The sequence below is a fragment of the Nonomuraea sp. NPDC049480 genome (assembly GCF_044465905.1).
Taxonomy (GTDB): domain Bacteria; phylum Actinomycetota; class Actinomycetes; order Streptosporangiales; family Streptosporangiaceae; genus Nonomuraea.
This window is the reverse complement of the sequence record NZ_JBITMD010000020.1, coordinates 169599-193188: the sequence shown is the minus strand read 5'-3', so window position 1 is coordinate 193188 and position 23590 is coordinate 169599. Positions and strand designations below refer to the sequence as shown.

General features: G+C 70.8%; 23 protein-coding genes. 15 read left to right on the top strand and 8 right to left on the bottom strand.

What is annotated here, in order from left to right; genetic code table 11:
- Nucleotides 1–105: 105 nt before the first annotated feature.
- The 4 genes from ACIBX3_RS42800 to ACIBX3_RS42785 form a co-directional block, all read right to left on the bottom strand.
- The gene (locus ACIBX3_RS42800; RefSeq protein WP_397126331.1) at nt 106–714 is read right to left on the bottom strand and encodes a dienelactone hydrolase family protein; all 609 of its coding nucleotides are present in this window, start codon (nt 712–714) and stop codon (nt 106–108) included.
- Nucleotides 715–921: 207 nt separating this feature from the next.
- Entirely contained in the window at nt 922–1284 is a 363-nt protein-coding gene (locus tag ACIBX3_RS42795; RefSeq protein WP_397126330.1) for a hypothetical protein, read from the bottom strand.
- A gap of 103 nt (nt 1285–1387) precedes the next feature.
- A complete protein-coding gene (locus tag ACIBX3_RS42790; protein ID WP_397126329.1) occupies nt 1388–4831 on the bottom strand; it encodes a tetratricopeptide repeat protein in 3444 nt (1147 codons plus the stop codon).
- A gap of 126 nt (nt 4832–4957) precedes the next feature.
- The gene (locus ACIBX3_RS42785; protein WP_397126328.1) at nt 4958–5650 is read right to left on the bottom strand and encodes a response regulator transcription factor; all 693 of its coding nucleotides are present in this window, start codon (nt 5648–5650) and stop codon (nt 4958–4960) included.
- 176 nt (nt 5651–5826) lie between these two features.
- Between ACIBX3_RS42785 and ACIBX3_RS42780 the strand changes: the two genes are divergently transcribed.
- The 10 genes from ACIBX3_RS42780 (at nt 5827) to ACIBX3_RS42735 (ending at nt 11480) form a co-directional block, all read left to right on the top strand.
- Nucleotides 5827–6078, top strand: a complete 252-nt coding sequence (locus ACIBX3_RS42780; protein ID WP_397126327.1) for a MoaD/ThiS family protein — start codon at nt 5827–5829, stop codon at nt 6076–6078.
- A gap of 61 nt (nt 6079–6139) precedes the next feature.
- A complete protein-coding gene (locus ACIBX3_RS42775) occupies nt 6140–6805 on the top strand; it encodes a DUF2993 domain-containing protein (protein ID WP_397126326.1) in 666 nt (221 codons plus the stop codon).
- Between the two features lie 37 nt (nt 6806–6842).
- Nucleotides 6843–7355 carry a sigma-70 family RNA polymerase sigma factor gene (locus ACIBX3_RS42770; RefSeq protein WP_397126324.1) on the top strand — a complete coding sequence of 171 codons (513 nt, stop codon included), beginning with the start codon at nt 6843–6845 and terminating at the stop codon, nt 7353–7355.
- Nucleotides 7355–8188: an anti-sigma factor family protein gene (locus ACIBX3_RS42765; RefSeq protein ID WP_397126361.1), complete on the top strand. Its 834-nt coding sequence runs from the start codon at nt 7355–7357 to the stop codon at nt 8186–8188. The genes ACIBX3_RS42770 and ACIBX3_RS42765 overlap by 1 nt, the downstream gene beginning before the upstream one ends.
- Nucleotides 8189–8227: 39 nt before the next feature.
- Nucleotides 8228–8572 (top strand): thioredoxin family protein, encoded by a 345-nt coding sequence (locus ACIBX3_RS42760; protein WP_397126360.1) that lies wholly within the window; start codon nt 8228–8230, stop codon nt 8570–8572.
- A 32-nt stretch (nt 8573–8604) separates the two neighbouring features.
- The gene (locus tag ACIBX3_RS42755) at nt 8605–8688 is read left to right on the top strand and encodes a putative leader peptide (protein WP_350668905.1); all 84 of its coding nucleotides are present in this window, start codon (nt 8605–8607) and stop codon (nt 8686–8688) included.
- A 273-nt stretch (nt 8689–8961) separates the two neighbouring features.
- Nucleotides 8962–9801 (top strand): sulfurtransferase, encoded by an 840-nt coding sequence (locus ACIBX3_RS42750; protein WP_397126323.1) that lies wholly within the window; start codon nt 8962–8964, stop codon nt 9799–9801.
- A complete protein-coding gene (locus ACIBX3_RS42745) occupies nt 9801–10100 on the top strand; it encodes a DUF1416 domain-containing protein (protein ID WP_397126322.1) in 300 nt (99 codons plus the stop codon). The genes ACIBX3_RS42750 and ACIBX3_RS42745 overlap by 1 nt, the downstream gene beginning before the upstream one ends.
- A gap of 85 nt (nt 10101–10185) precedes the next feature.
- Nucleotides 10186–10737, top strand: coding sequence for an RNA polymerase sigma factor (locus tag ACIBX3_RS42740; protein ID WP_397126321.1), 552 nt, complete (start codon nt 10186–10188; stop codon nt 10735–10737).
- A complete protein-coding gene (locus ACIBX3_RS42735) occupies nt 10734–11480 on the top strand; it encodes a methylated-DNA--[protein]-cysteine S-methyltransferase (protein ID WP_397126320.1) in 747 nt (248 codons plus the stop codon). Before ACIBX3_RS42740 ends, ACIBX3_RS42735 begins: the two co-directional genes overlap by 4 nt.
- Here the strand turns inward: ACIBX3_RS42735 and ACIBX3_RS42730 are convergent.
- The gene (locus ACIBX3_RS42730) at nt 11462–12010 is read right to left on the bottom strand and encodes a helix-turn-helix domain-containing protein (RefSeq protein ID WP_397126319.1); all 549 of its coding nucleotides are present in this window, start codon (nt 12008–12010) and stop codon (nt 11462–11464) included. The genes ACIBX3_RS42735 and ACIBX3_RS42730 overlap by 19 nt on opposite strands.
- 131 nt (nt 12011–12141) lie before the next feature.
- On the opposite strand from ACIBX3_RS42730, the gene ACIBX3_RS42725 reads away from it, so the two are divergent.
- The gene (locus ACIBX3_RS42725; protein WP_397126318.1) at nt 12142–13443 is read left to right on the top strand and encodes a hypothetical protein; all 1302 of its coding nucleotides are present in this window, start codon (nt 12142–12144) and stop codon (nt 13441–13443) included.
- Here ACIBX3_RS42725 and ACIBX3_RS42720 read toward each other — a convergent pair.
- Genes ACIBX3_RS42720 through ACIBX3_RS42710 form a run of 3 tightly spaced genes read right to left on the bottom strand, consistent with a single transcriptional unit; the run spans nt 13430 to nt 16402 of the window.
- Nucleotides 13430–15091, bottom strand: a complete 1662-nt coding sequence (locus ACIBX3_RS42720; protein WP_397126317.1) for a hypothetical protein — start codon at nt 15089–15091, stop codon at nt 13430–13432. The genes ACIBX3_RS42725 and ACIBX3_RS42720 overlap by 14 nt on opposite strands.
- Before the next feature lie 7 nt (nt 15092–15098).
- A complete protein-coding gene (locus ACIBX3_RS42715) occupies nt 15099–15743 on the bottom strand; it encodes a hypothetical protein (RefSeq protein WP_397126316.1) in 645 nt (214 codons plus the stop codon).
- Entirely contained in the window at nt 15740–16402 is a 663-nt protein-coding gene (locus tag ACIBX3_RS42710; RefSeq protein ID WP_397126315.1) for a hypothetical protein, read from the bottom strand. Before ACIBX3_RS42710 ends, ACIBX3_RS42715 begins: the two co-directional genes overlap by 4 nt.
- 169 nt (nt 16403–16571) lie before the next feature.
- On the opposite strand from ACIBX3_RS42710, the gene ACIBX3_RS42705 reads away from it, so the two are divergent.
- From ACIBX3_RS42705 to ACIBX3_RS42690, 4 genes are all read left to right on the top strand, one after another.
- Nucleotides 16572–18515 carry a hypothetical protein gene (locus tag ACIBX3_RS42705; RefSeq protein WP_397126314.1) on the top strand — a complete coding sequence of 648 codons (1944 nt, stop codon included), beginning with the start codon at nt 16572–16574 and terminating at the stop codon, nt 18513–18515.
- Nucleotides 18516–18598: 83 nt separating this feature from the next.
- Nucleotides 18599–21544 carry an ATP-binding protein gene (locus ACIBX3_RS42700; RefSeq protein ID WP_397126313.1) on the top strand — a complete coding sequence of 982 codons (2946 nt, stop codon included), beginning with the start codon at nt 18599–18601 and terminating at the stop codon, nt 21542–21544.
- Between the two features lie 90 nt (nt 21545–21634).
- Complete coding sequence (locus ACIBX3_RS42695; protein ID WP_397126312.1) at nt 21635–22864, top strand: MurT ligase domain-containing protein; 1230 nt, start codon at nt 21635–21637, stop codon at nt 22862–22864.
- Nucleotides 22854–23567 (top strand): type 1 glutamine amidotransferase, encoded by a 714-nt coding sequence (locus tag ACIBX3_RS42690; protein ID WP_397126311.1) that lies wholly within the window; start codon nt 22854–22856, stop codon nt 23565–23567. The genes ACIBX3_RS42695 and ACIBX3_RS42690 overlap by 11 nt, the downstream gene beginning before the upstream one ends.
- Nucleotides 23568–23590 lie beyond the last annotated feature (23 nt).

The window sequence follows — 23590 nt, the reverse complement described above, 5'->3', positions numbered from 1 at the left end:
GCACCTGACGTTTTCACAAACTGTGAGTCACGGCAACGTAATAGAGCGGCTCGGCCAGGCGTCACCCCGGCGCGGCGAAATGCCCATATGTCGCGGAATTTCCGGTCATTCTGGTTTCTGTGGCGCGGCGAAGTGCGTGGTGAACCAGTCGCGGGCGTACTCGGCCACCGCCTCCAGCGCGCCCGGCTCCTCGAACAGATGGGTGGCGCCGGGCACGACGATCATCCGGCTCTCGGCCCGCAGGCGCCGCTGCGCCTCCTCGTTGAGCTCCACCACCACCGGGTCCCGGCCGCCCACGACGAGCAGCGTCGGCGCGCGTACCGCGGCCAGCCGATCCCCGGCCAGGTCGGGACGCCCGCCGCGCGAGACGATCGCCGCGATCGTGTTGGCCGGCTCGGCGGCCGCCCACAGCGCCGCGGCGGCGCCGGTGCTCGCGCCGAAATACCCGATCGGCAGGCCCGCCGCCTCCTCCTGCTCGCGCACCCAGCCCGTACGTCGCAGCAGCCGGTCGGCCAGGAGCCCGATGTCGAACACGTTCGCCCGATCGGCCTCCTCCTCCGGCGTCAGCAGGTCGAACAGCAGCGTGCCCAGGCCCGCCTGATTGAGCACGCGGGCCACATAGCGGTTGCGCGGGCTGAGCCGGCTGCTCCCGCTGCCGTGCACGAACACCACGACCCCCTGAGCGGCATCAGGAACGATCAGATCGCCGGCCACGTGCCACACCTCCCCACTGCCGTGCCGCTACCCCCGTCAGCCCAGGTCTACCCTGGGCTCATGCCCGCGGAACCGGACCCCGGTTGCCGGCTGCACCACGACTACGCCACCAGCACCGCGGCGCCCCGGTGCGCCATGGACTGCCGGTGCGAGACGACGGGGCGTCACCCGGCCCCATTCCTGGGTGACGCCCCGCCGCCGTCCCGGTCAGCCCAGCGCCAGCGCGGCGACGAACTGCAGCAGGTGCCAGGCCACGTAGGCGCCCACCGACCAGAACGCCCACTCCTTGCTCCGCTGGATCCTGGACACCCAGCGCAGCCCCTCCACCGGCTCCTTGCTCACCCGGGTGGTCTTGGTCACCAGCAGGGCGGACGCCACCCAGGTGAGGGTCGAAGCGGTGACCAGCCCGAACGACAGCCCCCGCAGGATGTCGCCGGGCGCCTCCACGAGAGGCAACTGCCGGATCCAGGCAGCCGCCACCCCGACGAGCAGCGCGACGGTGATCCGCCTATCCTTGCGGGCCTGTCTTTTGAGCGACTGCAGGTCGCGCCGTAGCTGGTTCTTGAGCATCCGAATCACCTCCGCAGTGATGAGCTGGTGACACCAGCTAACGGGAGAATTCGGAGAAGATCTGCGACCTCACTCTCAAGAATTCACGACTTTTAGCGGCATTTCAGGCCAATTTCCGGAGTTCTTCCGCCACACGCTGCGCCTCGATGACGTCCCCGACCTCTTCGAGCGTTCGCACCGCCTCGGCCAGATAGGTGATGGCCGCGCCCCGGTTGCCCAGCCTGCCCGAGATCAGCCCGAGCGCCCGCAACGCGCACCCGAGGTCCCGCCTGGTCCCGCACTCCAGGTGCACGTCCCTGGCCTGCCGCGCGTAGACCAGCGCCTCCTCGCCCCGGTCCAGGTCCAGCAGCACCATGGCGAGCGTCGTGAGCGCCGCCGCCCACCGGTCCCTGGTGCCGGTCTCGTTCTGCAGCTCGGCCGTCTCCATGGCCGGCCCGAGCGCCGCCGCCGGCCGGCCCGCCGTGTGCAGCGCCTGCGCGATCGACAGCAGCGCGCTGGCCCGGTTGTCGCGCAGCTCCTCCCTGATCGCCAGCGACGCCTTCGCCGCCCGCAGCGCGGGCGTGTGCTGCCCGAGCGACAGATACGTGTACGCCAGCGTCTCCTGCACGTCGCCCTCCGCCCGCCGGTTCCCCAGGCCCTGCACGATGTCGAGGGCCTCCAGCGCGTACACGAACGCCACCTGCACCTGCCCCTGCCGCCGCCGCACCCTGGCGAGCCGGTTGAGCATGCGGGCCTCGACGGGCCCGTCGTGGATCACCCGGCTGATCGACAGCGCCTGGTTCAGGTAGTCGTCGGCCCGCAGGTAGTCCGACAGCCGCCAGTGCACCAGCCCGATGTCGCCGAGGGTCTCCGCCTTGCCCTGCTCGTGATGGAGCTCGACCTGCACGGCAAGGGCCTGCTCGTAGTAGGCGAGGGCCTCGTCGTACCGTGAGCCGTTGCGTGCGATGCGCCCGAGCGCGCACAGGGCCCGGCCGCAGCCGTACTGGTCGCCGGTCGCGGTGTAGCCGGCCAGTGCGCGTTCGGCGTCGCGCTGGGCGTCCTGCGGCAGTCGCAGCAGGTCGTAGATCTCGGCGAGGCACAGCAGCGTCTCGGCCTCGGCGTGCTCGTCGCCCAGCTCGTGGCAGATCGACAGCGCCTCCAGGCCCTCCTCCAGCGCCGCGTTGGGCTCGCCCAGGTTCTGCTGCACCCGGGCCAGGGTGATCAGGCTCTGCGCCGTGCCCCTGCGGTCGCCGATCTCCTCGCGTACGTCCAGGGCCTGGCCGGCGTACTGCAGGGCCAGCTCGTATCGCTCCTGGGACAGGTGCAGCCGGGAGAGCGTGTGCAGGCAGCCGGCCACGCCCGCCGGGTCGTCGATCTCCCGGTAGAGGCCGAGCGCCTCGTCGGCGCACTTGAGCGCGTCCTCGCTGTTGCCGGCGATGCCGTGCACCTCGGCCAGCTCGTTGAGCGCGCGGGCCTGCCCCACCGCGTCACCGAGCGCGGCGTAGTCGGCCAGCGCCTCCCCGATGAACCTGACCGCCAGCGTCGACGGACCGATGTCCCGGTGGATCGAGCCCAGATTGCCGCGCATGAGCGCGATCGCCCGCCGGTTGCCGATCTGCATGGCCGAGGTCAGCCCGGCCTGCTGGATCTCCAGGTTGTTCTCGTAGAAGCGCAGCCGCCTGAACGGCGCGAACACGGCCTCCGCCAGCCGCCACGCCATGCCGTACGCGCCGCTCTCCTCCGCCAGCCGCACGGCCGACACCAGCGAACGCCGCTCGGCCTCGAACCACTCCCGCGCCGTCTTCGGATCGGCCGCCACCGCCAGGTAGTGGTCGAGCAGCCGCGCCCTGGCCTCGCGCACGCCCGCTTCCGCGTGCCTGCCCAGCTCCCTGGCCAGGCGCTTGACCAGGTCGTGCACCCGATAACGGGGCCCGGGCAGCGGCTCGACCAGGTACGCCCGGTGCAGCTCTTCCACCGCGGCCACGGCCTCGTTCACCGGCGCCCCCAGCGCGGCGCCCAGCACCTCCGGCGTGAAGTCACGCCCGGGCAGCAGCCCGACGTGCCGGAACGCCCGTCGCTGCGCCGGGCTCAGCGACTCGTACGCCAGATCGAGCGCCGACCGGAACGCCTCCTCCGGATCGCCCACCAGCAGCCGGTCAGGCCTGCGCAGCTCCCGCACCCGCGACTGCACGCTCATCCCGGGGTTCTCGGCCAGCTTGGCCGCCGAGATCCGCAGCGCGAACGGATGGTACGAGCACACCCTGGCCAGCTCGGCCAGCGCGTCCCGGTCCGCGGCCCGCGGCGAGTCCTCCCCGAGCACCGCCACCAGCAGCGCCACCGCGTTGCCCGGGTCGAGCACCCCCAGGTCCATGAGGTCGGCGTGCCCGGTGGCCCGCAGCGGCGCCATCCGCGTGCGGCTGGTCACCAGCACCACGCAGTCCTTGCTGCCCGGCAGCAGCGGGCGCACCTGGGCGGGGTCGGCGGCGTTGTCGAGGATGAGCAGCAGCTTGCGCCCGGCGATCCTGCTGCGGTAGAGGAGCATCAGCTCAGCCTCGTCGGGGGCGGGCTCGCTGACCCCGAGCGAGCGCAGGATCTGCCCGAGCGCCTCCACGGCGTTCATCGGCGGCTGGTTGGGCGACTGGCCCCGCAGGTCGATCACGATCTGCCCGTCGGGGAACCGGTCGGCGTGCAGGTGGCCCCAGTGCGTCACCAGCGCGGTCTTGCCCACGCCGGGTAAGCCCTGCACGACCATGGTGTTCGGCCGGCGAGCCCGGTCCAGCCAGCCGGTGAGCAGGTCGAGGCTCTGCTGCCGCCCGGTGAAGTCCGGCACGTCCGGGGACAGCTGGCGGGGCTTGGGCAGCTCGCCGACCGGCAACGGGTCCGCGGCGGCGCCGGGCCGGGTCAGGAACGGCGTCACCCGGCCCGTCCACGGCGCCGACAGGTGCTCCCAGCCGGCGGCGGCCGCCCGCAGCGCGGGCGGGTCCTCGATGCGCAGCCGCCGGTAGCCGGGGCGTACCAGCCAGCCGCGCTGCACCCACTGCTGGAGCTGGCGCTGCACCACGTCGGGCGAGCTGCCGACCAGGTCGGCCAGGGTCTCCATGGACAGCGGCGGGGCCGACGCCGAGGCGAGACCGTACCGCTCGTCGAGATGCAGCAGCCACACGGCCAGCCGGGCGGCGACAGGGGCGCGGGCGAGGGCTTCGTGCCTGCGGGCGGCCACGTTCCTGGCGAACAACTCCTGGACCAGCGCGGTGGCCACGGCGGGGCTGGCGGCGGCGTGCTCGCGCAGCCGGCGCATGTCGATGGGCCAGGCCCGGAGCTCGGTCAGCGCGTCGATCCTGACCCGCTCGCTCGGGTTCCAGAAGGCCAGCTCGCCGATCAGGTCGCCGTCGCCGCGCAGGTCGTGGATGGCGTCGCGCTCTCCGGCCGGGGTGTTGTACTCGCGGGCGTAGCCGTAGTCGATGAGGTAAACGCGGTTGGCGGGCCGCAACGGCGAGCAAACGGTCTCGTTACGCCGGAAAACGCGCGGACGGGCGCCCTCGTCCACCAGCGACCTGAACGATCCCACCCCGACACCACCCCCTGCGGACGGCGGTGTCCTTGGCATGACAGACGTAAAACGGACCGAACACCAATGTGTCACATCGGCGGGCCCCGCTGTCAATCGGCCGGATCGAGCCTGCGAAGAAAGGGATCAGATGTGTGCGGTCTCGGTGCGGTCGGGGACGAAGCGGTATCCGACGTTGCGGACCGTTCCGATCAGCGATTCGTACTCGGTGCCGAGCTTGGCGCGCAGGCGCCGCACGTGCACGTCGACCGTCCTGGTGCCGCCGAAGTAATCGTAGCCCCAGACCTCCTGCAGCAGCTGGGCGCGGGTGAAGACCCTGCCGGGGTGCTGCGCGAGGTATTTGAGCAGCTCGAACTCCTTGAACGTCAGGTCGAGGACCCGGCCGCGCAGCCTGGCGGTGTAGGTGGCCTCGTCGATCGCCAGGTCGCCGCTGCGGATCTCGTCGGGCACGTCCTCGGCCGCGGCCTGGGAGATGCGCCCGGTCGCCATGCGCAGGCGCGCCTCGACCTCGGCCGGTCCCGCGCTGTCCAGCAGCACGTCGTCCGCGCCCCACTCCGCGGTCATCGCGGCCAGCCCGCCCTCGGTCACGATCACCAGCAGCGGGCAGTCGATGCCGGTGGTGCGGATCAACCGGCACAGGCTCTTGGCCTGCACGAGCTCCTTACGCGCGTCCACGAGGACGGCGTCGTGGGGAGGCGTGTCGATCAGTGCGGACGCCTCCGCTGGAGCGACGCGGACCGAGTGGAGCAGCAGCCCCAGCGCCGGCAGCACCTCGGCTGAGGGCTCGAGGGCGTTGGTCAGCAGGAGCAGGTTGCTCATTACGGCCTCCTCAAACGCGCAAGGACCCGGGGGCTACGTCGCCCAGGTCCTGTACGTGAGGATATCCCACGAGTAGGTCGCGTCCATTGCGCGTCCACCAGGTGAACAGCGGGTCTCCTGAAACAACCCGGTTAAGGGCGACGCACAATGGAACACCGGAAGATGGTGAGGTTGGCATGGCCACAGGAAAAATACGGTATTGGGCGGCGGCCAAGGAGGCGGCGGGTGTCGCCGAGGAATCGTTCGAAGCGGTCACTCTTGGTGAACTAATGACCAAAATCACACAAAATCGTGCAGATCTGGCACGGGTGGTGCGACGCTGCTCATTCCTCGTGGACGGCTCGCCGGTCGGCAAGCGGGCCCACGACGAGGTCGTTCTGGGCGAGGGCGCGACCGTGGAGGTGCTCCCGCCGTTCGCCGGCGGGTGATCGGTCGTCTCCCCGGGGAAGGAGTCGATAGGCTCTTGCCCCCTCCTAGACAGGGAGCCCCATGCGCAAACTGATCGTCTTCCTGATCGTGCTGGTCGTTCTCCTTGTCGCCGTCGACCGGGTCGCCGCGGCCGGAGTCGAACGCGACCTGGCGAACAGGATCGCGGCCGCCGCGGACCTCAGTGGCCCCCCCACCGTCACCATTGAGGGCATCCCGTTTCTCACTCAGGCCATCTCCGGACGCTATCCGGAGGTACGGTTCAATCTCGGCACGTTCAACTACGGAGGCGTGCCGGTCAAGAACCTGCGGGGCGCCGCCTACGACGTGACGGCTCCCCTGGCCGACGTCCTGCAGAACAGACCCACGGCCAAGGCCGGCCGCGTGACCATCAGCGGCACCCTGACCAGGGCGACGATCGACAAGTACGCCCCGCAGGGTGTCAAGATCGGCGGCAACGGGCAGCGGCTCACGGCGTCGGGCGAGGTGACGGTGGGGGTGACGAAGATGAAGATCAACGCCGAGCTGCGGGTCGAGCTGGCCGACGGGGGCATCAGGATCCAGGCCGAGAAGATCGAGGGCCTGCCCGCCCAGGCCGCGCAGCTCGTTTCCTACACGATCCCGTTCAAGGGCAAGCTGCCCTTCGACGTCAAGGTGACCGGGGTCAAGAGCGTGGCCGAAGGATTGGAGATCTCGGCCGAAGCGTCTGACGTGCCGATCCGTGGATGACCGTGAACCGGCTGACCCCGCCGTACGTGATGAGGGTGTGAGCACAGCCGGCACCGCCGACGAGGAACTCGTGAGAACCCTCTTCGACGAGCACGCCGGGCCACTCTACGGATACGTGCTGCGACTGACCGGTGACTCGGGACGGGCGGAGGATGTGGTGCAGGAGACGCTGTTGCGGGCCTGGCGACACCCCGACGCGCTCTCCGACCGGCCGATCCGCGCGTGGCTGTTCACGGTGGCCCGAAACCTGGTCGTCGATCAGCACCGCGCCAAGAAGGCCAGGCCGCAGGAGACCGGCGACGAGGCGCTGGCCGTCCTGCCCGCCGAGGACGAGCTGGAGCGCGCGGTCGAGTCGTGGGCGGTGGCCGAGGCGCTGGCCGCGCTGCGGCCGGAGCACCGCGAGGTGCTGTTGGAGGTCTACTACCGGGGGCGATCGGTGAAGGAGGCGTCGGCGACGCTGGGCATTCCGCCGGGGACGGTCAAGTCGCGCTCCTACTACGCGCTGCGCGCGCTGAAGCTCGCGCTCGAGGAGCGGGGGCTGGCGCCGTGATGACGTGCGAGGAGGTACGGCTGGCCCTGGGGGCGCACGCCTTGGGCGCGCTCGACGCCGACGAGGCGCTGGAGATCGACACCCATCTGGCGACCTGCGAGGCGTGCGGCGCCGAGCTGCTGGAGCTTGGGGGCGTCGCGTCGTTCCTGGGGAAGGTGTCGGAACGCGACGTCGAGCTGGTGGCCAGCCCCCCGCGCCAGGTGCTCGACCGGCTGCTCAACGACCGCGCCAAGCGGAGTAGGCGCGGCCGGCTGCTGCTGGTGGCCGCGGCCTGCGTCGCGCTGCTGGGGCTGGGCGGCACGGTCTGGACGGTCGTGCAGGAATCCCGCCCGGAAGCGGGGACGGCGGCGGCCCCCGTGTCGTCCCGGCAGGCGTCGGAGGAGGTCGCGCCCCGCATGGCGGACGACAGCGACCAGGCGTCCAAGGCTGAGAACTTCAGCGGCGATCCCACGCCGGCGACCAAGCCCTCCGCGTCACCCAAGCCCACCCCCTCTGCCAGCAGGACGCCCAAGAGTGCGCTCGCCGGCCGCGAGTTCACCGGCGAGAACCGCGCCAAGGGCTACAACGCCACCGTCATGGCCTGGCCCCGCGACGGCGGCACCGAGCTCGGCGTGGGCGTCAGCGGAGTCCCCGCCGGCACGACCTGCAGCCTCGTCGTCGTCGGCAGGAACGGGCAGCGGGAGACCACGGACGGCTGGGTCGTCAGCAACGAGCCCTACCAGGACAAGCCCGCGTTCAAGAGCATGACCACGCTCGCCATGAAGGACATCGCCAGGTTCGACGTCGTCGACCAGAAGGGCAAAATCCTCGTCAGCGTCTCCACGCGGAAGTAAACGCGGCCGCGCGCCGTTGCACCAGGGGTGACGGGTTTGTTGTCCGAGGCCGAGCTCGGCGTGGCGCTGGGGGAGCGGGCGACGCTGGTGCAGTTCTCGACCGCGTTCTGCCAGCCGTGCCGGGCGACCAGGCGCGTCCTCGCCGACGTGAGCGCGCTCGTGCCCGGCGTGAGCCACGTCGAGGTCGACGCCGAGTCCCGGCTCGACCTGGTGCGCCGGCTGGACGTCACGGGCACGCCGACCGTCCTCGTGCTGGACGCGGCGGGCAGGATCGTCCGGCGGGCCTCCGGCCAGCCGCGTAAAGCCGACGTCCTGGTCGCGCTCGCCGCCGCCGTGACCCCCGCGTCGTCTCACGAATCGTCTCACCAACCGGACGAGATGTGACAGATGACGAGACGCCGAGTAGTGTCGTGCGCATGAACCCATCGACAGAGCTGCTCACGAAGCGGCGGGCGGTTGATTTCTGCCGCGTCGCCACCGCGCTCTGTCGCGCTGCCTGAGGACGATAACGCGGACGTCCGAGTCCGCCCCAATCGAGCCTTCAGGGAGCATCCCGCGATGCCTGCCGACCTTAGAGCGCCGCGCCCAGACGTGGCAGCCACCTCCTTGGTTACCGCCCTCGTCCCCGTGACGGGGCGCCTTCGGTTGCCCGCGGTCACGTCCCGGATGCCCTTCCCGAAGTTCCTCAACGCAGCCTGGGGATCCAGCCTTGGCTGCGCCACGTATCCGCCTATTCGCCGTCTACTGCCCGCCGCCAACATGGAGGTTTCCCAATGAGCCGCTCCGCCGCCCTGGTGGACGCCGACTGGGTCGAGGCCAACCTCGACACCCCAGGTGTCGTCCTCGTCGAGGTCGACGAGGACGTCAGCGCCTACGACAAGGGCCACATCCGTGGCGCCGTCAAGGTCGATTGGCGGCAGGACCTGCAGGATCCGGTCCGCCGCGACTTCGTGGACAAGACCGGTTTCGAGGCCCTGCTGTCGGACCGCGGCATCTCCAACGATGACACCGTCGTGCTCTACGGCGGAAACAACAACTGGTTCGCCGCCTACGCCTACTGGTACTTCAAGCTCTACGGCCACGAGAACGTCAAGCTGCTCGACGGCGGACGCAAGAAGTGGGAGCTCGACTCGCGCGAGCTGGTCAAGGACGTGCCGCAGCGCGCCAAGACGCAGTACGTCGCCCAGGAGCAGGAAAAGGCGATCCGCGCCTTCCGCGACGACGTGGTCGCCGCCATCGGCAAGCTCAACCTGGTGGACGTGCGCTCGCCCGACGAGTTCACCGGCAAGCTGCTCGCTCCCGCCCACCTGCCGCAGGAGCAGGCCCAGCGCGCCGGCCACGTGCCGACCGCGCGCAACATCCCGTGGTCCAAGGCGGCCAACGACGACGGCACCTTCAAGACCGACGACGACCTGCGCACCCTCTACCAGGAGGCCGGGGTCGACTTCGGCAAGGACACCATCGCCTACTGCCGCATCGGCGAGCGCTCGGCGCACACGTGGTTCGTGCTGCACGAGCTGCTCGGCCAGGACAACGTGAAGAACTACGACGGATCGTGGACCGAGTACGGCTCGCTCGTGGGCGTGCCGATCGAGCTGGGGGAGGCCCGCTAATGACTGCACAGGGTTGCGGAGCGCCGGAGCAGACGATCGCCCTGCCGGCCGGGATCGACCTGGCCACCCAGGCCGTGATCCAGGGCGTGGTGACAGGCGCGAGCACGGCGTACGCACGGCTGCTCGACCACTCCGGTGAGTTCACCGGCGAGGTCGTCGTGTCCGACGACGGCATCTTCCGTTTCTTCGCCGCTCCCGGCGACTGGACCGTCCGCATCATCGCGGGCGGCGGCGTCACCAGGGATGTCCAGGTGGAGGCCAAGCTGGGCGAGGTCGCCTCGCTCGCCGTCGCCGTCTGAGCCATCTTCACGTGAGGGCCCGCGTCTTTCCGGACGCGGGCCTTTCGCGTGCAACCGATCCGGGCGCGCCGGTGTTGTATCTCACGTGAATGCGATCGACCCGGTGGCCAGGGCGCTGCTCGACGACCTCGACGAGGGGTTCGCCGAGATGTACGCCGCCTACCGCAACTTGGTCTTCTCGACCGCGTTGCGGCTGAGCGGGCGGTGGGCCTGTGCCGAGGACCTCACCGCGGAGGCGTTCCTGCGGGCGTACCAGGCGCTGGCCGGCTACGACAGCGACCGCATCGCCGCGCTCCAGTCGCGGGCGTGGCTGATGACGATTCTCATGAACGTCTGGCGCAACGCGGTCCGCACCAAGTCCCGCAAGCCGCCGCCCGACCTGCGCGACGAGCCGGTCGACGCCGTCGATCCCGGCCAGGACGTCGAGGCGGCGGCGGTGCGTCGAGAGACCGGCGACGAGCTGGCCGAGCTGCTCGGCCGGCTCCCGGAGGAGCAGCGGGCCGCGGTGGTGCTCAGGCACGTCGTCGATCTGCCGGTCAGCGAGATCGCCACCGTGCTCAAGATCCCGCAGGGCACGGTCAAGTCACACGTGTCGCGGGGACTGCAGCGGCTGCGCGCACTGGGAGGTGCCCGATGACCGAGGACCGGTTGCTCGCCGGGCTGGCGGCGCTGGCCGCCGACGCGCCGGAGGGGCTGCTCGATCGGATCGCCGCCCGCTGGGTGAGCGTGGCCGGGCCGATCGGGGAGCTTCGGGTGGCGTTCACCGGCCATGGAGTGGCGTACGTGCACTCCGGCCCCGGCTTCGCGGCGGCGTTCAGGGAGCGGTTCGGCCGCCCGCTGCTGCCCGCCGCCCGGCCGCCCGCGGGGCTGCTGCCCGCGCTGCGCGCCGGCCGGGCGCCCAGGGTGCGGCTGGACCTGCGGGGGCTGAGCGACTTCCAGCGCGACGTGCTGGAGGCGGCGCGGACGATCCCGCGCGGCGAGGTGCGACCCTACTCGTGGATCGCCGCCCGGATCGGCCGCCCCAAGGCCGTGCGCGCGGTCGGGACGGCGCTGGCGAACAACCCCGTGCCGCTGCTGGTCCCGTGCCACCGGGTGACCAGGTCGGACGGCGTGGCAGGCGACTACGTGTTCGGCCCGGCGGCCAAGGAACGGCTGCTGCTGGCCGAGGGCGTCGACCTGGAGCGGCTGCGCCGGCTGGCAGGGGAGCGGGTGTTCTACCTGGCCAGCGACACCACCGGCGTCGTGTGCTTCCCCACGTGTCACAACGCCAGGCGCATCACGCCCGCCCACCGGCACGGCTTCCGCACCCTCGCCCAGGCCAGAGCCGCCGGCTACCGTCCGTGCCGCACCTGCCGCCCGGCTCAGGGCTTGGTGGGGTAGCGCATGAGGAGCGTCGCCCGGACGATGTCGGGTCCGTGCGCGCGATAGCCGTGCGGCACGTCGGAGCGCCACGAAATATGATCCCCAGGCCCGGCCGTCAGCGGTTCCTTCATCGGACCCGCGCTCAGTGTGCCGCTGAAGACCGTGACGTGCTCGGTCACACCTTCGTGGTGCGCGGGCGAGGTCTGCGTGAGGCCGGGCGGGACGCGTACGCGGTAGAGCTCGTACGTGACCCGGTCGTCCTCGAACACCTCGAGCAGCTCCGCCTCCATCGCCGTGCCTCGCATGATCTGCGGCTCGGGCGGCGGGTCGAGAATGGCCCCGATCGGCACCCCGAGCTGCGCGGTGATGGCCCAGAGCGTCTCCAGCGTCGGATCGCGCGTGCCGGTCTCGACCCCTGCCAGGGTGGCCTTGCCGATGCCGGCGCGCTTGGCGAGCTCGGACAGCGAGACGCCGCGCGCCTGTCGCAGCCGCCGCAGGCGATCTCCCACGACGCGAGGGTCGGTGTCGAAGGCGGGCAGCGGCTCCATACCGCCATGGTGCCGCACGCATCGCGCTTCGTCGCGGGCATTCCCGCCCGGATAATCCTTCTGTAACTGCTCAGCGACGGTTTCCGTGGTTGCGGCTGCGACACCAGGGACAGACCGATACGATTCGACAAATGTCCGGTTCGACAGTCGCGACGGCACCGCCCCAGCCAGAGCCGACACCGGCTCAGCGAATGCCGTCGCCGTATTCGCTCCCCCTGCACGCACTACGCCTGGCGGGGAAGTGCGCCCTGCCCCTGATCCTCTGGTTCGCCGCCGGCGAGGCGGTGCGCTACGGGCTGATGTACGCCGCCACCGAGGTCGCCTACGGCGAATGGCGGCAGGCCCGCCTGATCGTCGTGATGGCGCTGCTCACCGTCATCGTCCTGGCGGCCATGACGGTCACCACCGGCATGCTCTACAGCCTGCGCGGCGCCCTGTGGGAGATCCGCGCCAGGACCGGGGAAGGCGCGACGAACGAGCCCTTCTTCAGGGCGCTGGACCGGGTGGCCCCGACGTTCGCGGTGCTCTATCTGGCATGGGGATTCCAGAACGAGGACGCCAGAGACCTCATCGATATGGACTTCTTCCACCACTACTACGAGGGCGCGAGCGCGAACTGGTTCGGCGAGGAGAACGTCGTCGGCCGGCTGCTCATCGACCTCAACCTGTGGGTGTCACTCGGCGCGATGGCCGCCATGTTCGGGCTGAAGCTGCTGTTCGCGAAGCTCGTGGAGAAGGGCAAGGGCAAATTCCCCGGCTTCGGCGCGGCCTTCTCGGAGTTCGCCTTCGTCTTCTACGGGCTCAACGTCACCGTCGCCTTCGCGGGCGCGCGTTCCGACTGGATGGAGCAGCGTACCGTCGTCGCCGGCACGGAGGACGTCTGGAACGAGGCCCAGAAGACCCTGCCGGTGTGGAAGGCCATCACCGACGGGTTCGGCGAGGTCTGGCCGTTGTTCCTCGACGCCGTCGCCGTCCCGCTGGCCTGGCTCACCGTGGCGATGCTCGTCTTCGGCGCCTACTCCGACCAGGCCCGGACCCTGGTCAAGGGCACCCGTCTGGAGAAGGGCGTGGAGCGCCTCGAAAGCAGCCACGATCTCACGCAGAAGACGTTCGACCAGGTCACCAGCGGTTTCCGGGATCGCTGGCTGCCACTTGCCAACTCCCTGCGGATGATCATCAAGGGCGGCTTCCCCTTGTTCGGCATGATGTGCCTGTGCTACGTCACCATCGCGGTGGCCGTACAGTACGCCGACCGAGGGCTGCGCATGCTCATCGGCGGGCGGACGGAGTGGGCCTGGACCTTCCAGGGGCCGCCGTTGTCGTTCCTGCATCAGCTCATCGTGACCGTGCTGACCATGGCGCTGCTGGCGGCCACGTACGACATCGCGGCCACCCGGGCGCGCCTCAAGGGAGAGTCGCTCAGCGACGCCTGAACCGCAGGACCTCGGTGTCCGACGGCATCTTCTCGACGGCCTCCTTCTTGAAGAGGTCCTCCGTGGGAGTGTCCGAACGGTAGTTGCTCAGCCGGAACGACAGTTCGACCTCGTTGGCCACCGCGGTCGGCACGATGGCCGCGCCCAGGATCTTGTACTCCTTGCCCACCTCCAGCCGGTCCGTCGGCCGATCGGTGTCGTTCACGAACTCCACGACCCAGGTGCGGCCGGCGCGGTCCGTCAGCTTCGTCTCGTAGGGCAGGCCGGTCATCGTGGCGCTGCTCTCGTCGACGACCTTCTTGACGATGTCCACCTGCAACCAGGTCACCTCAGGGCCGTACTTGTTGTCCGCGGGCGGCTTCATGGGCTTGACCGAAGCCTTCCACTCGACGTTGTTGACCTTGGCCATCTGGCCGGGGGCGACGGCGATCTCCTTGGTCTCGATCCCTCTCGTCGTGCTCGTCTCGTAGAACAGGTAACCGTCGTAGCTCTGGGCGGCTGTGATCAGCAGCGACACGACGACGGCGCCCGTGGCGATCAAGACCGTGCGACGGCGTCGTGGGCGGCCGGGCGCGGACTGCTGCGTCGCGTCCGCCTGTTCAGGGCCTGCCGGCGGTTGCTGCCGGCCGTCGTACGGGGCGGCGGGCGACGTGGCCTGCGCGGGTGGCGCGCCTGGAGGCGGCAGGGGCGGGGTGCCCCGGGCCTGCAGCACGGGTGGCGCGCCTGGGGGCGGCAGGGGCGGGGCGCCTGGAGGTGGAAGGGGCGGGGCGCCTGGGGCCTGCGCGGGTGGCGCGCCTGGCGGTGGCAGGGGTGGGGCGCCTGGGGCCTGCGGCCGTACGACGGGGATCGGCTGGGTGGCGCTGCCGACCTCGCGCCGGGCAGGAGGCCAGACCTGCTGGTCGGGATACGCAGGCCGAGCCTGGCCCGGGTACCTGCCCTGAACCGGGGGCCCGCCGTGCGCCGGAGGCCCTCCATAGCCGGGTGGTGTGCCGTATCCCGGCATGCCCTGCCCGTGCGCCATACCTTGCCCCTGCGCCGCGCCTTGGCCCTGCGATGGTGGCTGGCCCTGCGACGGCGGCTGTCCATGCCTGGCGCCTCGCCCGCGCGCCGGCCTCTGCTCGGGCGGCGCGTCATGACCAGGCCGCGCATGCTGACCCTGCGGCGTGCCGTAGCCCTGCGGCGCGCCCTGTCCGGGTGGCACGCCCTGTCGGGGTGGCGGGCCGTAGCCGGGTGGCATGCCCTGTCCGGGCGGCGGGCCGTAGGCCTGAGGCGTGCCCGGCTCGAACGGCATGCCTGAAGCCGGCGATGGTGGCCGTCCCTGCGGCGCGCCCTGCTCGTGCGGCGCGCCCTGCTCGTGCGGCGCGTCATGGCCGGGACGCGGTGCCCCGTGACTGTGGCGCCGGCCGATCCGGGGTGGCAGGCCCTGGCCGGTGACCGGCGGCATGCCCTGGCCCGGAGGAGTCTCGTCAACCGGAGGAGTGTCATAGGCCGGCGGTGTGCCGTGAGCCGGCGGGGCCTCCCAGGTGGCGTGTGAGCCGAGGCCGGGCGGCGGTTGCCTGCTGGGTGGCGGCGGCGGTGGCGGGTCCTCCTCGCGCCGCTTGTCGCCCTTGGGGGAGAACCAGTCGCGCTCGTCGTCGTTCGTGCTCATGCGGCGATCACTTCTTGTCGGTCGAGTAGACGTTCTGCGCCGAGGCGGCCAACTTGCGCGCGGCGTCCTCGTCCAGTCCGAGATCGATCTCGACCTCCGGCCGGTACGACTCGACGACGACGGACGCACGCAGGCCGAAGACGACGCTCGCGTCCGCCAGCGCCGACGGCGGCACTTCGAAGAAGAACCGGCCGCTGGTCCAGATGTCCGGCTGCACCCACTTCTGTGCCAGCGTCAGGGTGTTGTCCACCCGGTCCGTGGCGTCGAACTTCTTCCCGTCGGCGGTCACCAGCACCGGCTGGCCCAGGTGGTAGGGCTTGATGCTGGACTTGGCCGAGACGGTGACGATGAGGAAGACCTGATCGGTCGGGACGGTGCTGGTGCCGCTCTGGATCGATTTCGCGGTGGCGAGCGAGTCGAGTCGCAGGCTGAAACGCCGCGCGTCGACGGCTTCGCCCTTGGCTCCCGCGTAGGTGAGCGGATCGCTGAGCTCGTTGTCCGACAGATGGAGGGTCTGCATCCCCACGGCGCCGCCCATGAGGAGCAGCCCCGCGACGACGCCCAGCGCCTTGGACCCGCCGCCGCGCCGGCGCTCCGTCCGCCTGGTGCGGCGGGACGGCGCCACGGCGGAGCCTTGCTGTGTGGCCGTCACGCCGCGTCACCCTTCTTGACCGGCAGCGTCACACGCGCCTTGATCTCGGGCATGAACGTGTCGCCGACCTCTTTGCTGACCAACTGCCAGTGCGGCACGCTGAGGACGGTGTCCTCCTCGAACTCGAAGGTGCCCACGTCGAGAACGATCTTCTCCGGCGGCTGCTGGTTCCCCTTCAGCTCGTATCTGACGATCACCTGGCTCTTCACCCCGGGGTGGAGTTGCTTGCTCTCGCCCCCCTTGACACGAACGAAGGTGAACGGGCCCGCTTCCTTGGGGAATGCCGGGGTGATCTTGACGAGCGAGCCGGCGAAGGTCTCGGAGGTGAAGGCTCTTTCGATCTTTTCGGGTGGATTCCCCACCGAGGAGGTGTCGTCACCTGTGTTGGTGACGTCGAAGACGAGCTCCACGAACCGCTTGTCCTCTTCGAAGTCGAAACGAGCCTTCTCCACGGTCACCCGCGACTCGACGAACTTGGTCTGATATCTGCCTTGGTCGAGCACCGCGCCCTGACTCAGCGGCTCCGGATTTTCAGGGGCCTCGCTGAGTCCGCCCAGCAGGGCGGTGATGCCGATGGCGGTCAACGCCACCAGGCCGATGGCGGGTACCACTACCGGGCGTCTCGGCTTGTCAGTGCTGCCGCCGGAGGGTTCCGTCATGGGAAACGATGCTAGTCGTTATCGCTTATCCCATCTGCCGCAATGCTCCCATCGGACTGGTCGAATTGCCGAGAAACCCTGCCGCTTAAGGGCTTGAAGCTCATACGCTGTCACGGAGCGGAAAGGGCTGGTCCCTACACCTAACGACATATCGCGGCCGGAGGGTCACGTGACGGACGTGCATCCCGAGCATGCCCAGCTCCAGGCGGACCGCATCTACCTGGGCTGGCAGTACATCCTGCTGCACCCCGACCCGGGCCCGCCGCCGAAGCGCCCGTCACCCGTCGAGGAGCAGGCCGCCGCCGCGCCCGATCCCGCCGAGATGGAGCTGATGCGCCGGGAGCGGCTCCAGGAGGACATGCTCAACCGGCCGGTACGCCTCTTCCGTCTGTTCATGCTGGTGCTGAGCGTGCTGATCCTGGCCGTGGCGGTGGCCGGCTACCTGGCCTGGTCGTTCGCGATCGTCGGGCTGGTCGCGGCCGGGGGCGTCGCGGCCATCTGCAGTTACGCGCTGCTCCAGGGCGATCGGGCGGTCAAGTACCGCGTGCTGGAGCAGCAGGCCAGGGACCAACGCCAGCGCAAGGAACGTGACAAGGAGCTGTTCCGCGCGCAGGAGGAGCACGCCAAGCGTTACCGGGAGTGGCAGGAGTCCAAGGAGCGCTTCGACCGGCAACTCACGTGGTACGCGGTGGCCGTACCGCACGAGATCGACCGCATCGACGTCGCGGGTGGCACGCTGCCGGGATGGTCGGCGCTGATCACCCTGCTCGGTGCCACGCGCCTCTACAGCGGCGGGCATCTGACCGTGCTGGACCTGTCCGAGGGCGCGATCGCCAAGGACCTGATCGAGCTGGCCCGCAAGGGCGGCGACGATCCGCTGGTCTGGGTGCTGCCGGTCGACCTGCCCCGGCTCGACCTGGGCGCCACGCTCAAGCCGGAGGCGTTCGCGGACGTGCTGGCGCACGTGGTGAGCGTGAGCGAGGAGCATCGCACGACGCGTGACCTCAGCTTCGACAACGCCATCCTGGAACGGGTGCTGGAGGTGCTCGGGGACAACGCCACGATCAGTCAGGTCACGGCCGCGCTGCGGGCGCTGGCGCAGGTGGGCGACCCGCGCGACGACCTGAGGTTCGGGCTGATCACCGCGACCCAGCTGGAGCGCATCGGGACGCTGTTCGGGCGCGGGGTGAGCGACCGGGTGGTGATCGAGCGGGCGTGGGCGCTGGAGTCGCAGCTGCGCAAGCTGGAGACGCTCGGCACGCAGGCCGTACGCCTGCCGCCCGCCCGGCTGCGGGTGGTGAGCATGGACCGGCAGGCGGGCGTGTTCGGCAACCGGGTGCTCGGCACGTACGTGGCCACCGCGCTCACCCACATCCTGCGCCAGTCGCCCGCCTCCGACCGGCCCTGGTACCACACGATCATCGTGGCGGGCGCGGACAAGCTCAGGGGCGACGTGCTGGACCGGCTGATGGACGCCTGCGAGACCTCCCGTACCGGACTTGTTCTGACTTATCGATCCTTGACCCCAACCGTGCGGGAACGTCTGGGCAGGGGGCACGCGGCGGTGGCGTTCATGCGGCTCGGCAACGCCGAGGACGCCAGGGTGGCCAGCGAGCACGTCGGGACCGAGCACCGGCTGGAGCTCGCCCAGCTCACCGAGACGATCAGCGACTCGCTGCCGGGGCTGGACGGCGGCTACACCTCGACGATCTCGCAGGTGGACGACGAGTGGGAGGAACGGGACGAGAGCCATGCCGACCTCGCCGGGGACATCACGGAGTCGACCGAGTGGGGCAGGACCGCTGACAAGATCTCCGAGAAGGAGCGGGTGCTGCAGCGCTCGCGCGAGTTCCTCGTCGAGCCGCACCAGCTCCAGCAGCTGCCCACGACCTCGGTGATCGTCACCGACGCCACGGCCCAGGGCCGGCGCGTACGCCTCGCCGACGCGAACCCGGCCATTCTCACCTTCCCCAAGACCACGCTCGGCGAGCTGGAGGACGTACGCGAGGCCGTCATGGCGCTCGACCCCCAGGCCCAGGACGGCGACGGGGAGGCGCCGCCCAACCTCGGGCCACCACCGCCACGCCTGGACTGGCGAAAGGGCAGGCAATGACATGGTCAATGTCAACGTGACGAGCTGACGGTTGGCGGAATTTAACGAAGAACCGTCTCTGGGGGATTGATATGCAGCCGAGCGTGTCGCTGAGTGGGCCCTGGTACCGAATCCAGTCGATCGCCGCGCCCTCGCGAAGCTCGTCGGCGGAGTGGGATTTCGTCACCGTGCTGCCCGCCGTGCTCTCGGCGGCGCAGCGTGACCGGCCGTTCGTCATCGGGTGGCTGTCGCGGGGGTCCGGCGCGCCGCTCGAACTGATCACCAACGCGGGGCCGTTGTCGCCGCCGCGCCAGCCGCGCCGGGCCACCGACGCGCCCGACCTCCCGAGCGGGCCGCAGCCGCTGCTGTTCCCGGGCGGGGCGCGGGGGGTCCAGCTGTCGGACGAATACCTGGCGGACCTGGCGGACCTGGTGTGGACGCCGTGCCCGGGGCGCCAGGCGCCTCCTCTGGGGAGGCGGGACCCGGACGAGCTGCGGCAGCCGACGCTGTTCGAGGCGACGCTGGTCACGCTCATGTCGCGGCCGTTCGCCTGGCTCGTCGTGGCCGAGCCGACCGATCTGCTGGACGCCGAGGTGGCGCACCTGCGTACCCAGCTCAACGTGCTCAGGCAGTACGGCGACGCCTCCGAGCGCTCCCGGTTCGACGCCGAGCGGGCCGAGCGGCGCATGCAGGAGCTGGACGCGTTCAGGGAGGCGGGGCTCTGGAACGTGCGCGTGCTGGCCGGCGGCGCCACCGCCGACGAGTTGCGGCAGATCGCGCCCGTGCTGGTGGGGTCGGTCGAGATGAGCCACCACCCGTACCGGTTGCGCAGCTCTCACGGCGCGGTCCACGCGCTGTCCGAGGCCCTCGCCATCACCATGCAGGACCCGGCGGACGGCGCCGCCGTACCGTTCGCCGCCACCGCGGGAGCGCTCGCCGCGCTGGCCGGGCTGCCCAGGCGTGAGGTGCCCGGGGTACGCGTGCTCGACTCGGGCTTCTTCGACGTGACGTCCGAGGCCGACGGCGGCGAGCTGGAGCTGGGGGAGATCCTCGACGGGCAGGACCGGGGCGTCGGGTCGTTCCGGGTGCCGCTGGCGACGCTCAACAGGCACGCGTTCGTCACGGGGGCCACGGGCTCCGGCAAGTCGCAGACGGTCCGGCACCTGCTGGAGCAGCTCAGCAGGGCGCGCATCCCGTGGCTGGCCATCGAGCCGGCCAAGTCCGAGTACGCCGCCATGGCCGGCCGCGTCGACGAGCCCGTCACCGTGATCAACCCGTCCGCGCCCGACGGCGTGCCGTTCAGCATCAACCCGCTCGAACCCGAGCCCGGCTACCCGGTCCAGGCCCACATCGACATGGTCAGGGCGCTGTTCATGGCGGCCTTCGACGCCGAGGAGCCGTTCCCGCAGATCATGTCGCTGGCTCTGCAGCGCGTCTACGAGGCCACCGGCTGGGACGTCGTCACCGGCGGCGCGGTCCCCGGGTCGAACGTCCCGCCGAGCGTCCCCACCCTCGAACAGCTCCAGCAGCACGCCATGGACGTCATCAAGGAGATCGGTTACGGCCGTGAGGTCCAGGCCGACGTCGAGGGCTTCATCTCGCTCAGACTCCGGTCCCTGCGGGTCGGCTCGGCCGGGCGCTTCTTCGAGGGCGGCCACCCCGCCGACATCGGCGGCCTGCTGGAACGCGACGTCGTGCTGGCCATCGAGGACGTGGCCAACGACGAGGACAAGGCGTTCCTCATGGGCACGCTGATCATCAGGATCGTCGAGCACCTGCGCATGCGGGCGCGGACGGAGAAGACCCACGAGCTGCGCCACGTCATCGTGATCGAGGAGGCGCACCGGCTGCTGCGCGACCGCGGCCACGGACGGGCCTCCACACATGCCGTGGAGCTGCTGGCCGGGCTGCTCGCCGAGATCAGGGCGTACGGCGAGGGCATCGTGGTGGCCGAGCAGATCCCCACCAAGCTCGTCACCGACGTCGTCAAGAACACCGCGCTGAAGGTCGTGCACCGGCTACCGGCCGAGGACGACAGGAAGCTCGTCGGCGCCGCCATGAACCTGAGCGACGAGCAGTCTCGCCACGTCGTCTCGCTCCAGCCGGGCTCGGCCGCGGTCTTCGCCGACGGCATGGACCGGCCGCTGCGGGTCCGCGTGCCGCTCGGCGAGTCCAGGGAGAAGGTGCTCCCAGGCCCGCCCCCGCCCATCCGGGGCCGCAGGTCGGCGGCGTGCGGCGCCCAGTGCCGCACCGGGCAGGCGTGCACGCTCGTGGAGCTGCGCGAGGCGGACGTGCTCGCCGACGCGCCGGAATGGGCTTGGCTGCGCATCTGGTGCGACACGGTCATCCTCGCCTTCGTCAGCAACCGGCCGCTGCCCGGGGTTCCGCGCGCCCTGTCGTCCGCCTGGGCCGAGCTGCCCGCGCGGCGCCGCGAATGCCTGCTGGCCACCCTGATCGAACGCTCGGTGCAGCGCCGCGCCTGGTCGCTGCGCACCTGGTTCGACCCGTCGCTGCTCACGGAGAAGGCGGCGGAGAAGGCCACGCGCCTGCTCGCGGGGCTGGAGGCCGGTGGCGAACGTCCCGGGGCGTCGTGGGTCATCCCTCAGGTGCGGTGGCTGCACGAGGTCGACCGGCTCTTCCCGTACGGCCGGCCCGCCCCGAACCTGCGCAACCCCGCCCCGCCGATGGAGTACGCCCTCTTCCGCTCCCCGAACGGCGTCAACGGCAACGGGGACCGGGTGCACACGGAGTTGCTCGGCCACCGGGCCAAGGCGCTCCGGCACCACCCGTTGTCGATGGAGGTGGACCGGAACCGGGCTCTGGCGTGGCGGGTGATCCTGGGAGACGACGAGAACGAGTGCGTCCAGCGGGACATCACGACGGTCGCGATCGGCATCGAGTCGTCGGCCAGGATCAGGCACGTGGGCCAGACGATGGGGGCCGGGTGGCTGGAGGGCGTGCTGTCCTGGCCGCGCCGCTTCGTTCTCCCGTTCGACCACGGCGGCGCCCCGGAGATGTCCTTCGCCGACCCCGCCGCCGCAGCCCCCTGACCCGCACCGGCAACGTGGGGACGAACGCGGTCCCCGCGTTTTCGCGCGCGTCACCTGAGTACGGTCCAACCCCGACTAGGATCCATGGTCATGACCCAGCTCCCTTTGCGGGCCCAGCTCGCCAGCGCCCTGGGCCGGAGCGCCGCCACGTTGTCCAGGATGACCGGACGCGGCGACGGCTCCGTGATCGGCGGGCGGGTCGGCCTGCTGCTTGAGCCCGACCTGCTGCGTAAGCTGGCCCGCGATCGCAGGCTGGCCCTGGTCAGCGCCACCAACGGCAAGACCACCACCACCAGGCTGATCACCTCGGCGCTGCTCGAGCTCGGCGAGGTGGCCACCAACGCGTTCGGCGCCAACATGCCGGCCGGCCACGTCTCGGCGCTGTCCCAGCACAAGGCCGCCCCCTACGGCGTCCTGGAGGTGGATGAGAAATATCTGCCCGAGGTGCTCGACACGACCGGAGCCGGCGTCGTCTGCCTGATGAATCTCAGCCGCGACCAGATGGACCGTGCCGCCGAGATCTGGCTGCTGGCCCAGAAGTGGCGCAGGGCGCTGTCCGGCAAGCCCACCCACGTCATCGCCAACTGCGACGACCCGCTCGTCACCTGGGGCGCCTCCACGGCGGCCAAGGTCACCTGGGTCGCCGGCGGGCAGCGGTGGAAGGAAGACTCCTGGTGCTGCCCCGAGTGCGGCGGCCCGCTCGACCGCAAGGACGCCTTCTGGGCCTGCCGCGAGTGCACGTTCCACCGTCCTGAGCCGCAGTGGGCGCTCGACGACGACACGGCGATCGACCCGCGCGGGCAGCGGTGGCTGCTCGACATCCAGCTCCCCGGCCTGGCCAACCGCTCCAACGCGGTGATGGCGCTGGCGGTGGCGGAGGCGTTCGGGCTGCCGGTGGAGCGGGCGCTGCCCCGGTTGCGCGAGGTCACCTCGGTGGCGGGTCGCTACACGACGGTCGAGCGTGAGGGCCGCCACGCCCGCCTGCTGCTGGCGAAGAACCCGGCGGGCTGGCTGGAGGCGTTCGACGTCGCCGATCCGCAGCTGCCGATCATCTTGTCGGTCAACGCTCAGGGCCCCGACGGTCGCGACACGTCGTGGTTGTGGGACGTCGACTACCGCATCCTGCGCGGCCGTCCCGTCTTCGTCACCGGCGAACGCCGCCTCGACCTGGCGCTCCGGCTCGACGTGGCTGAGGTGCCGTTCTCGCTGTGCGGCACGTTCACGGAGGCGCTGGCCATGCAGCCGCCCGGCCGGGTCGACGTGATCGCCAACTACACCGCCTTCCAGCAGATCCGATCGGAGTTCGGCCGTGCCGTCTGACAGCGCCCTTCGCATCGTCTGGATCTATCCCGACCTGCTGAGCACGTACGGAGACCAGGGCAACGTCCTCGTCCTGGAGCAGCGGGCGCGACGCCGGGGGATCGAGACGGAGACGATCTACGTCCGCTCGGCGGACGCGGTGCCGGAGAGCGGTGACATCTACCTCATCGGCGGCGGCGAGGACCGCCCCCAGATCCTGGCCACCGAGCGCCTGCGCAGGGACGGCGGTCTCCACCGCGCCATCGCCGGCGGCGCGGCCATGCTGGCGGTGTGCGCCGGCTACCAGATCATGGGGAGCACGTTCGGCGGCGAGGAAGGCCAGCCGGTGGACGGGATCGGGCTCCTGGACATCGCCAGCTCCCGCGGCCCCGCGCGGGCGGTGGGGGAGCTGGTGGCCGAGGTGGACGCCGCACTCAACCTGCCGACGCTGACCGGCTTCGAGAACCACATGGGCGTGACCCATCTGGGGCCCGGGGTCAAGCCGCTGTCCAAGACCGTCAAGGGCGTGGGGAACGGGGACGGGTTCGAAGGCTGCTACGCCGGACACGTGGTCGGGACCTACCTGCACGGGCCGGCGTTGGCCCGCAATCCCGCGCTGGCTGATCTGCTGCTGACGTGGCGGGTGGGGGAGCTGGCCCCGCTCGACGACTCCCGCTACGAGGCCCTTCGCCGGGAACGCCTGTCCACCGTCCTGTCCGCCTGACTTTCCGCCCGGGCCGCACGCCG

Excerpts from the sequence above, each read along its gene's own strand:
- ACIBX3_RS42795 (WP_397126330.1), bottom strand. The coding sequence starts at position 1,284 with ATGCTCAAGAACCAGCTACGGCGCGACCTGCAGTCGCTCAAAAGACAG.
- ACIBX3_RS42785 (WP_397126328.1), bottom strand. The coding sequence starts at position 5,650 with ATGAGCAACCTGCTCCTGCTGACCAACGCCCTCGAGCCCTCAGCCGAG.
- ACIBX3_RS42780 (WP_397126327.1), top strand. The coding sequence starts at position 5,827 with ATGGCCACAGGAAAAATACGGTATTGGGCGGCGGCCAAGGAGGCGGCG.
- ACIBX3_RS42775 (WP_397126326.1), top strand. The coding sequence starts at position 6,140 with ATGCGCAAACTGATCGTCTTCCTGATCGTGCTGGTCGTTCTCCTTGTC.
- ACIBX3_RS42765 (WP_397126361.1), top strand. The coding sequence starts at position 7,355 with ATGACGTGCGAGGAGGTACGGCTGGCCCTGGGGGCGCACGCCTTGGGC.
- ACIBX3_RS42755 (WP_350668905.1), top strand. The coding sequence starts at position 8,605 with ATGAACCCATCGACAGAGCTGCTCACGAAGCGGCGGGCGGTTGATTTC.
- ACIBX3_RS42750 (WP_397126323.1), top strand. The coding sequence starts at position 8,962 with ATGAGCCGCTCCGCCGCCCTGGTGGACGCCGACTGGGTCGAGGCCAAC.
- ACIBX3_RS42745 (WP_397126322.1), top strand. The coding sequence starts at position 9,801 with ATGACTGCACAGGGTTGCGGAGCGCCGGAGCAGACGATCGCCCTGCCG.
- ACIBX3_RS42735 (WP_397126320.1), top strand. The coding sequence starts at position 10,734 with ATGACCGAGGACCGGTTGCTCGCCGGGCTGGCGGCGCTGGCCGCCGAC.
- ACIBX3_RS42730 (WP_397126319.1), bottom strand. The coding sequence starts at position 12,010 with ATGGAGCCGCTGCCCGCCTTCGACACCGACCCTCGCGTCGTGGGAGAT.
- ACIBX3_RS42725 (WP_397126318.1), top strand. The coding sequence starts at position 12,142 with ATGTCCGGTTCGACAGTCGCGACGGCACCGCCCCAGCCAGAGCCGACA.
- ACIBX3_RS42720 (WP_397126317.1), bottom strand. The coding sequence starts at position 15,091 with ATGAGCACGAACGACGACGAGCGCGACTGGTTCTCCCCCAAGGGCGAC.
- ACIBX3_RS42710 (WP_397126315.1), bottom strand. The coding sequence starts at position 16,402 with ATGACGGAACCCTCCGGCGGCAGCACTGACAAGCCGAGACGCCCGGTA.
- ACIBX3_RS42695 (WP_397126312.1), top strand. The coding sequence starts at position 21,635 with ATGACCCAGCTCCCTTTGCGGGCCCAGCTCGCCAGCGCCCTGGGCCGG.